9 protein-coding genes are annotated in these 7,370 nt (G+C 37.1%); 5 read left to right on the plus strand and 4 right to left on the minus strand.

Going from position 1 to position 7,370, the window contains the following annotated elements; genetic code table 11:
• Nucleotides 1-152: 152 nt before the first annotated feature.
• Genes AXA65_RS13205 through AXA65_RS19780 form a run of 4 tightly spaced genes read right to left on the minus strand, consistent with a single transcriptional unit; the run spans nucleotide 153 to nucleotide 2,204 of the window.
• Nucleotides 153-830: a response regulator transcription factor gene (locus tag AXA65_RS13205; protein WP_063970563.1), complete on the minus strand. Its 678-nt coding sequence runs from the start codon at nucleotides 828-830 to the stop codon at nucleotides 153-155.
• Nucleotides 815-1,552, minus strand: coding sequence for a sensor histidine kinase (locus AXA65_RS13210; protein ID WP_228391680.1), 738 nt, complete (start codon nucleotides 1,550-1,552; stop codon nucleotides 815-817). Before AXA65_RS13210 ends, AXA65_RS13205 begins: the two co-directional genes overlap by 16 nt.
• 26 nt (nucleotides 1,553-1,578) lie before the next feature.
• On the minus strand, nucleotides 1,579-1,911 hold the full coding sequence (locus AXA65_RS13215) for a hypothetical protein (RefSeq protein ID WP_131797819.1): 333 nt from the start codon (nucleotides 1,909-1,911) through the stop codon (nucleotides 1,579-1,581).
• 35 nt (nucleotides 1,912-1,946) lie between these two features.
• Nucleotides 1,947-2,204, minus strand: coding sequence for a hypothetical protein (locus AXA65_RS19780; RefSeq protein WP_131797820.1), 258 nt, complete (start codon nucleotides 2,202-2,204; stop codon nucleotides 1,947-1,949).
• Nucleotides 2,205-2,579: 375 nt separating this feature from the next.
• Here AXA65_RS19780 and AXA65_RS13220 point away from each other — a divergent pair, with 375 nt between their 5' ends.
• The 5 genes from AXA65_RS13220 to AXA65_RS13240 all read left to right on the plus strand — a co-directional run bounded on the left by AXA65_RS13220 (nucleotide 2,580) and on the right by AXA65_RS13240 (nucleotide 7,146).
• Nucleotides 2,580-2,831 (plus strand): type B 50S ribosomal protein L31, encoded by a 252-nt coding sequence (locus AXA65_RS13220; protein WP_034964157.1) that lies wholly within the window; start codon nucleotides 2,580-2,582, stop codon nucleotides 2,829-2,831.
• Nucleotides 2,832-2,965: 134 nt separating this feature from the next.
• Nucleotides 2,966-4,126 carry a GlmU family protein gene (locus AXA65_RS13225; RefSeq protein ID WP_063970565.1) on the plus strand — a complete coding sequence of 387 codons (1,161 nt, stop codon included), beginning with the start codon at nucleotides 2,966-2,968 and terminating at the stop codon, nucleotides 4,124-4,126.
• Between the two features lie 129 nt (nucleotides 4,127-4,255).
• Nucleotides 4,256-5,908, plus strand: a complete 1,653-nt coding sequence (locus AXA65_RS13230) for an Ig-like domain-containing protein (protein WP_063970566.1) — start codon at nucleotides 4,256-4,258, stop codon at nucleotides 5,906-5,908.
• Nucleotides 5,905-6,345, plus strand: a complete 441-nt coding sequence (locus AXA65_RS13235) for a heme-binding domain-containing protein (protein WP_256333843.1) — start codon at nucleotides 5,905-5,907, stop codon at nucleotides 6,343-6,345. Before AXA65_RS13230 ends, AXA65_RS13235 begins: the two co-directional genes overlap by 4 nt.
• Before the next feature lie 63 nt (nucleotides 6,346-6,408).
• Nucleotides 6,409-7,146, plus strand: coding sequence for a DUF3575 domain-containing protein (locus tag AXA65_RS13240; protein ID WP_063970567.1), 738 nt, complete (start codon nucleotides 6,409-6,411; stop codon nucleotides 7,144-7,146).
• Nucleotides 7,147-7,370 lie beyond the last annotated feature (224 nt).

A 7,370-nucleotide genomic window follows, 5' to 3' on the forward strand; every position in this document is an offset into this window, starting at 1 on the left:
ACCGTGGAAATGACCAATTTTCAAATTACGTATTTATACGGATAGTTTTGCATAAATGACCCAGACAAAATAATTAAACAAGCTACTTGTATCTCAAAGAAATGAAAAATGTGCCAGCCGATGTAGCGTAGAAATACGGAATTAAAAAAAAACTAAAGCTGTTTATGAATAGAATGAATGCCGTTGATAATGGCATAGATGACAATGCCGACTGTGTTTTTTGCGCCGATTCTGTCCAAAATGCGTTGTCTGTGGCTTTCGACTGTCCGAGGACTCAAAAATAGAATGTCCGCAATCTCCTGATTGGTCTTTTCTTGGCAGATCAGTTTCACAACATCTGTTTCTCTGTTAGAAAGTGTCTCCTCATTTTCGAAAAGTGATACTTTACGGGCTGGTGTGTTCATATACGATAGGAGTATCTCATGATCTTCCTTGGTAAAGTATACGCCGTTTCGGTACACGGTCTCTATCGCTTCTATGAAGGTTTTTTTATCTGAATTTTTTGGCAGAAAGGCAGAAACACCCAATTTTACCATATAACCTAGGACGCTGCTTTTGTAATGGGAAGACAGTATGATGATCTTGAGTTCTGGATAGTTCTTCTTCAGGATCTCCACGAGTTGGAATCCGTCCATTGGCTGCATTTGGACGTCTATCATGGCGATGTCTGGGAAGTTTTTTGTTCCAAGCATTTCCAAATGTGCCAGCAGCTGACTTCCTGCAGTGGCCATGTAGTCGACGGCTATGTTTTTTTGAAGAGACAACAGCATTTTGACACCTTCCAGGATCAGTTGCTCGTCAACCAAAACAAGTTTTATATTTTTGTCCAACAGCTAATTGGAATATTGATGATTATTCTACTTCCTTTTCCGATCTTGTTTTTCCATTTGTAGAAACCTTTTACAGAGCTGATCCTAGATTCTATATTTTTAAGTCCCATACCTTTATTTGCCATTTTGTAATCAAAACCTTGTCCATTATCGGTAAGGATCATTGTGGTGTATCTTGAGCTTTTTCTGATATAGACAGAAACTTCATCCGCAGTAGAGTGTTTGATGACGTTGCTGGTGAATTCCTGAATGACGCGATAGATCTGCACTTCTGTGAAAATGTCTTTCCGTTTATATCTGCTATCTATATGTAAGGACAGATTGATTCGATAAGATAGGTTGGTGACCAGCTCCTGAAGGTATAAGACAAGTCCAAGTTTTTCCAAATTCACCGGATATAAAGAATGTGAGATGTTCCTTGTAGAATCTATCAATTCCGTGATCTGTGAAGTGATGATCTTTTTGGACGATTCCTTATTGTCTGCATCCAGATTATTAAGCCAAAGCGAAAGGATATTTAACCTGTTTCCAATGTCATCATGTACAGTAATGGCAATTCTTTTTCTCTCATCCTCTTGACCTTTTATATTTTCGGAGGTAAGTTCCTTTTGATGTTCGATCTCTGCCTGGTATTGTGAATCCTTTTCCTGAATTATTCTTTTGATGAAATTTCGGTAGGCTAATAATATAAAAGATATAATGACGATCAAAACGATCACCACTATAAACAAGAGGACGATATTGAGCCTTATTTCTTTAATGTCAAAAATGTTTTGATAAATAGAACATATAATAAGCAGCACAACAGATTATTGACTGTCCAGAATGCTATGAAATATGCTATGGGAAACTCCATCAATTGATTTTGGAAGATAAATATAAAGATGCTTACCGTAAAGTAGAGGAAGATCATTTTATCAACGTCTGAAAAACGGTCTTTGCCATTTCCTTTTTTAATTTCCTGCAGCAGCGTATAGCCAGCAAGACAGATGATGATAAGATTGGTAATTCCTTTTGAGTAGTCGTTTTTGTACAGATCGGCAGGAAGTAATTGGTCTGCCAGCAAAAAGAACAAGCTCAACAGTCCGGTTGCAATGAAGCAATATCTACCGAGATTCAGTTTTTTGATAAAGACTGCAGTAATGGTGAAGAACTCTCCTGCGATATATATTGGATATAAAACCTATTGTTCCCGTCCGATGTAAACCAGGATAGTCCGTAAGAGATGTACTCGATACAAAAAACGACAAATAGATAAAAGACATACCATTTCTCAGTTCCAGTAAGACGGCTGTATCTTATGATGCCTAAAATAAAAGCGATCGCCCCCAAGATCCTCGCTAAGTTCACCGTGATGTCAAAAAAATCCTGCATTTAAAAATGATGAGATGATTAAAATATAAAATGATAAACTGATTTTCTGTACTGAGACGTTTTCGCAAATTTAAAATTCCAAAAGAGCCAATGTTTCGAAATGCTTTTTATCCGATAAAAGTAATCAAAGAAATTTATAAAATCGCAATAGTAAAGCTTTATTAATGAATATATAGTAAAAAAATCTATAAAATAAACCTTTGTTAATTTTGTTTTATTAAGAGTTGGATTATTTCTTGTAGCATATTTTTTAATTAATAGGAAATAAAAATTTGCAGAATAAAAAATAATTCCTATTTTTGCATCCTCAAAACCAGAGTTGTCGGATCCATTAGTCCACTGCTCATATTATATTAAATTTTAAAACTTCTGAAAATGAAACAAGGCATACACCCAGAAAATTATAGATTAGTAGTTTTCAAAGATATGAGCAACGACGAGATGTTCCTTTGCAAATCTACTGCTGACACAAAAGACACTATCGAATTCGAAGGATCCGAATATCCTTTGATCAAAATGGAGATCTCTTCTACTTCTCACCCTTTCTACACTGGTAAAACCAAATTGGTTGACACTGCAGGTAGAGTTGACAAGTTCATGAACAAATACAAAAAATTCGCGAAATAATTTCTGCCAATTTTTACAAATATCAAAACCTTTCGGATTTCCGAGAGGTTTTTTTGTTATTTTTGTGGAAGATAGAAATTAGACTTCAAACACTTTTGTCTAACATCTAAAGTCTAACATCTAACATCTAAAAAATGCAACTCGTTTTTTCAGACGCACAATATTGGGAAGACTTCCTTCCACTCACTTTTACAAGACCCGTTGCAGAAATGCGAATGGGAATCCTGACTTTCTCAGAAAGATGGAAAAAACTTCTCGAGATCGATGAGGTTTTCTACATCACAGAAAGTTACCTTCAGGAAAAATTCATAAAACCGGAACCAAAACAAAGTCTTTTCATTGTCCCGAATTTCTTCCCATCAGAAGAGGTTTTGAAGCAAATAAAGGAACTCCAACCTGGCGAAGCTTTGGTTTATGATAATGAAGTTCTGGTCGCTAACATCAATATGGACAATTTTTCTCTTAATCAGATCAATAAAATGACTGATATTACAGAGAAATTAATCTTCATAGAAAAACCAACCGACATCTTTTCCCACAACGATTTTGCGATCAATTTCGATTTTGAATTGGTTACCAAAGGAAAAATCTCTGAGGAATTATCATCTACGAACGGATTCATCGGCGAAAAACAAAACTTATTCATAGAAGAAGGTGCAGTTGTAGAATTTTCCACGCTGAATTGCAAAACCGGAAAGATCTACATCGGAAAAAATGCCGAGATCATGGAAGGTTCAAACATTCGCGGTTCATTGGCACTTTGTGAAGGGTCAAAGATCAATCTTGGAGCCAAACTTTATGGTGGAACTACGATCGGCCCGCATTCCAAAGTTGGTGGCGAAGTCAACAATATTGTGATTTTCGGTTATTCTAATAAAGGTCACGACGGATTCTTGGGCAATTCGGTAGTAGGCGAGTGGTGCAATTTGGGTGCAGATACCAATTCATCAAACCTGAAAAATAATTACGCTTCCGTCAAACTTTGGAATTATCGAAAGGAGAGTTTCCTCGACACAGGATTACAATTTTGTGGGTTGATCATGGGCGATCATTCCAAAACCGCGATCAATACACAACTTAACACGGGAACCGTTGTTGGCGTTGCATCCAATATTTTCAAATCCGGTTTCCCACCGAATCTTGTAGATAATTTTTCGTGGGGCGGAATGAAAGACGATGAAAAATTCCGACTAGACAAATCGTACGAAGTCGCAGAAAAAGTAATGGAACGTAGAAAAATTCCGTTGACAGAAGCCGACAAAGACATTTTGAAATATATTTATAATGAGTTTTAGTTTTAAAACTCATTTTTTGTTTCTAAAAATGATTCGCTTTTCATGTTGAGGATCAAAGTTTGCTTATTTTTGCAGTCAAAGATTTTGGTGTGATTTCTAAAATCTAAAATATAATCTCTATTTTTTATAATGAAGCAGTTTCTTCTTTGGCTTTTTGCATCGTTGATTTTGGTAAGTTGTGCCAGAGTTGGCTCCCCAGTTGGCGGAGACAAAGATTCTATAGCTCCAAAAATGATAGGTTCTAATATTGATTCATCCAGGGTCAATGTTCCCAGAACTACCAAAGAGCTCAGGATCGATTTTGATGAATACATCCAGTTGAAAGACATTAGCAAAAATCTCATTATTTCTCCTCCGATCAAATATTCAAAGATCATCCCGTCATCTACGGGGAACAAATATCTGGAGATCCAATGGAAAGATACACTTCAGGCAAGTACGACCTATAATTTCAACTTCGGGAATTCTGTTGTTGACCTCAATGAGAGCAATGTCTTGCCTTATTTCAATTTTGCATTTTCCACAGGCGAGAAGTTGGATGATCTGTACATCAGCGGAACTATTGTGGATGCATTGGGAAGTGAAAAAAGTGCGGAAGGAAAAGAGAACAATCTTGTGGTCGGCCTTTATCAGGTCAAAGACACGATGAATTATCGTCAAAAACCTTATTACATTTCAAAAGCTGATACCGATGGTTACTTTGAATTAAATTATTTGACTCCAGGAAAATATAAAATCGTGGGTTTTAATGACGAGAATTCTAATTCCATCTACGACATCGGAAAAGAAAATGTGGCCTTCCAAAAGGACGAGATCGATTTGAAGGCCAGCATTTCTGGTTTGAAGCTAAAATCATATCCATCAAAAAAAGCCGTTAGATACAAAGAAATGGCGATTTCTACTGGTGGCGTCACAATGCTATTTGAAGGAAACCCCGATAAGGTTGTGGTGAAAACTGTCGGCGAAAAACCTACAGATTATCAGGTCACACACAGATCAAGATCAGATTCGGTCAAGATCTGGTTCGATGCGGCCAAGGAAAACATTGGAGCAACAGTTAGCGAAAATTTGAAATTCTCTTACGACACAGGTCTCAAGCAAGACACGGTTTCGATATTTTACAAGAAACCAGCGAAGGAGGAGATGACCATCGCTAATCCTTTTTCAAACAAGCTGGCACCGGAAACTGATTTTAGGTTCTCATCCAATTATATCATTGATAAAATCCAGCCTGAAAACTGGAAACTGGAGTCGGACAGCATCTCTCAAAGTTTTACGGCGAAGATCTCTGAGTTGGATTCTACACAGGTCATTGTCAACTCTGATTTTGTAACTGGAAAAAAATATAAGTTGACAGTTCCGAAAAATACGGTAGGCTCTTTTTATAACAGGTCCAGCGAAAGTGTCCGTTTCGATTTCGAAGTGGCAAAACCACAAGATTTTGGTAGTTTTACTGCTCATCTTCAGAATTTGCCTTCTCAAAAATTCTGGATCCAATTGCTCAATGAAAAAAATGAACCTGCTTATCAGCAATACACAAATGCTGCGGACGTCAAGTTCGTGAATCTGAAACCGGGTTCTTACAAACTTAGGATCTTGGTTGATAATAATGAGAACGGAGTTTGGGATAGCTCAGATTTTGAAAATGAAGTCTCAGCAGAAGATGCATATCTTTTCAAAAAGGTTGGGGAAAAAGAGGTCATGAGCAAGATCAACATCCGTCCAATGTGGGAGATCAATGAAAATTGGGATTTAACCAAAGAAGAACAATCAATCAATTGAAAAGGATAATTTTTTGGATCGCTGCAGTATTCTTAGGCATTCAGCTGATTCCTGTTGATAGAGAAAATAAACCAGTAGATCGATCGCAGAATTTTGTTGATATCAATAAGACGCCGGAAGATATCAAGGTGATTTTAAAAAATACCTGCTACGATTGCCACTCCAATGAGACCGAATATCCCACGTATTCCTATATTGCTCCAATTTCCTGGACGATAAAAGATCATATCAACGAGGGTCGGAAGCATCTTAACTTTTCCGAATGGGGTTCTTATAATAAAGATCTGAAAGAAAATGCCATAGAAAAAACCATTTCTACCGTGGAAAGCCAAGAGATGCCTTTGCCATCTTACATAGGATACCATCCAAAAGCTAATTTGACAACTATTCAAAGAAAAGCACTAGAAAAGTACTTTAAAAATCAAGATATTAAGTGATTTTAAAATGTTATTCTTATCCATAGGTCAATTATTTTATATATTTGAAAGAAATTGGAAGTTATGAATAAGATATTAATTACCATATCGCTACTTTGTTCATTTGTTGCTAATGCTCAACAGCAAGAGGAGCAAGAAAAGATGAATCTCGTGAAGATGAATCTAACGTCTGTTATATTTAGAAACTACCAATTTGCTTACGAGCGATTATTTACAAAGAGATTTTCTGTTCAGGTGTCTTATGGTTTTATTCCCGCTGGAGAGATTCCGTTTGTGGATGAGGTCATCAAAGACGAAAACGTAGAAAACATCAAATTAGGTGGAAACAATATTACGATAGAGCCAAGATTTTATTTGGGGAAAGGTTATGGTCACGGATTTTATATTGCACCATATTACCGATATTCGCATTTCAATGTAGATAATCTTACTTATAGGTACACTTCAGAAGATCCTGTATTTGACGGCGAGAAAATCCCGGTCGCATTTTCCGGTAAGACCAATTCCAATAATGTAGGATTGATGATAGGAGCACAATGGCTGTTGGGCAGAAAAGACAATTGGGTCTTGGATGTTTGGTTCATTGGCGGTCATTATGGTGGGGCCGCCGGAACTATTACTGGGAAATCCACAAGACCATTGACTGCCTACGAGCAGGAGCAGTTAAGGACTGATATTGAAGACTTGGACATTTCGTTGTTCAAGTATGATGTTACAACGAGTTCGTCTGGCGCTGTGATCAAGCTCGATTCTGGTTGGTTGGGTGTTAGGTCGGGTATCTCATTCGGTTACAGGTTTTAAATTCGATATAATATTTGGGCAATTCCGCAAAATTGCCCTTTTCTATACCCTCCCATTTTGCAGACCGGGCTATCCGCTGCAATCTTTTTTAGAAAATCCTTGCTTTATCCCACATCTGATTTTTCCAAAAAAGGATTTCCACTGCTATCCCTATTGCGGATCTTGTCATAATAATGACATGTTCCAGCCTTACTGTATGAGTCTGTAAAATTAATATCATTGAA

The organism is Chryseobacterium sp. FP211-J200 (assembly GCF_001643375.1).
Taxonomy (GTDB): domain Bacteria; phylum Bacteroidota; class Bacteroidia; order Flavobacteriales; family Weeksellaceae; genus Epilithonimonas; species Epilithonimonas ginsengisoli.

Coding starts and splice junctions, on each gene's coding strand:
- AXA65_RS19780 (WP_131797820.1), bottom strand. CDS start 2,204: ATGCAGGATTTTTTTGACATCACGGTGAACTTAGCGAGGATCTTGGGG.
- AXA65_RS13220 (WP_034964157.1), top strand. CDS start 2,580: ATGAAACAAGGCATACACCCAGAAAATTATAGATTAGTAGTTTTCAAA.
- AXA65_RS13225 (WP_063970565.1), top strand. CDS start 2,966: ATGCAACTCGTTTTTTCAGACGCACAATATTGGGAAGACTTCCTTCCA.
- AXA65_RS13230 (WP_063970566.1), top strand. CDS start 4,256: ATGAAGCAGTTTCTTCTTTGGCTTTTTGCATCGTTGATTTTGGTAAGT.
- AXA65_RS13240 (WP_063970567.1), top strand. CDS start 6,409: ATGAATAAGATATTAATTACCATATCGCTACTTTGTTCATTTGTTGCT.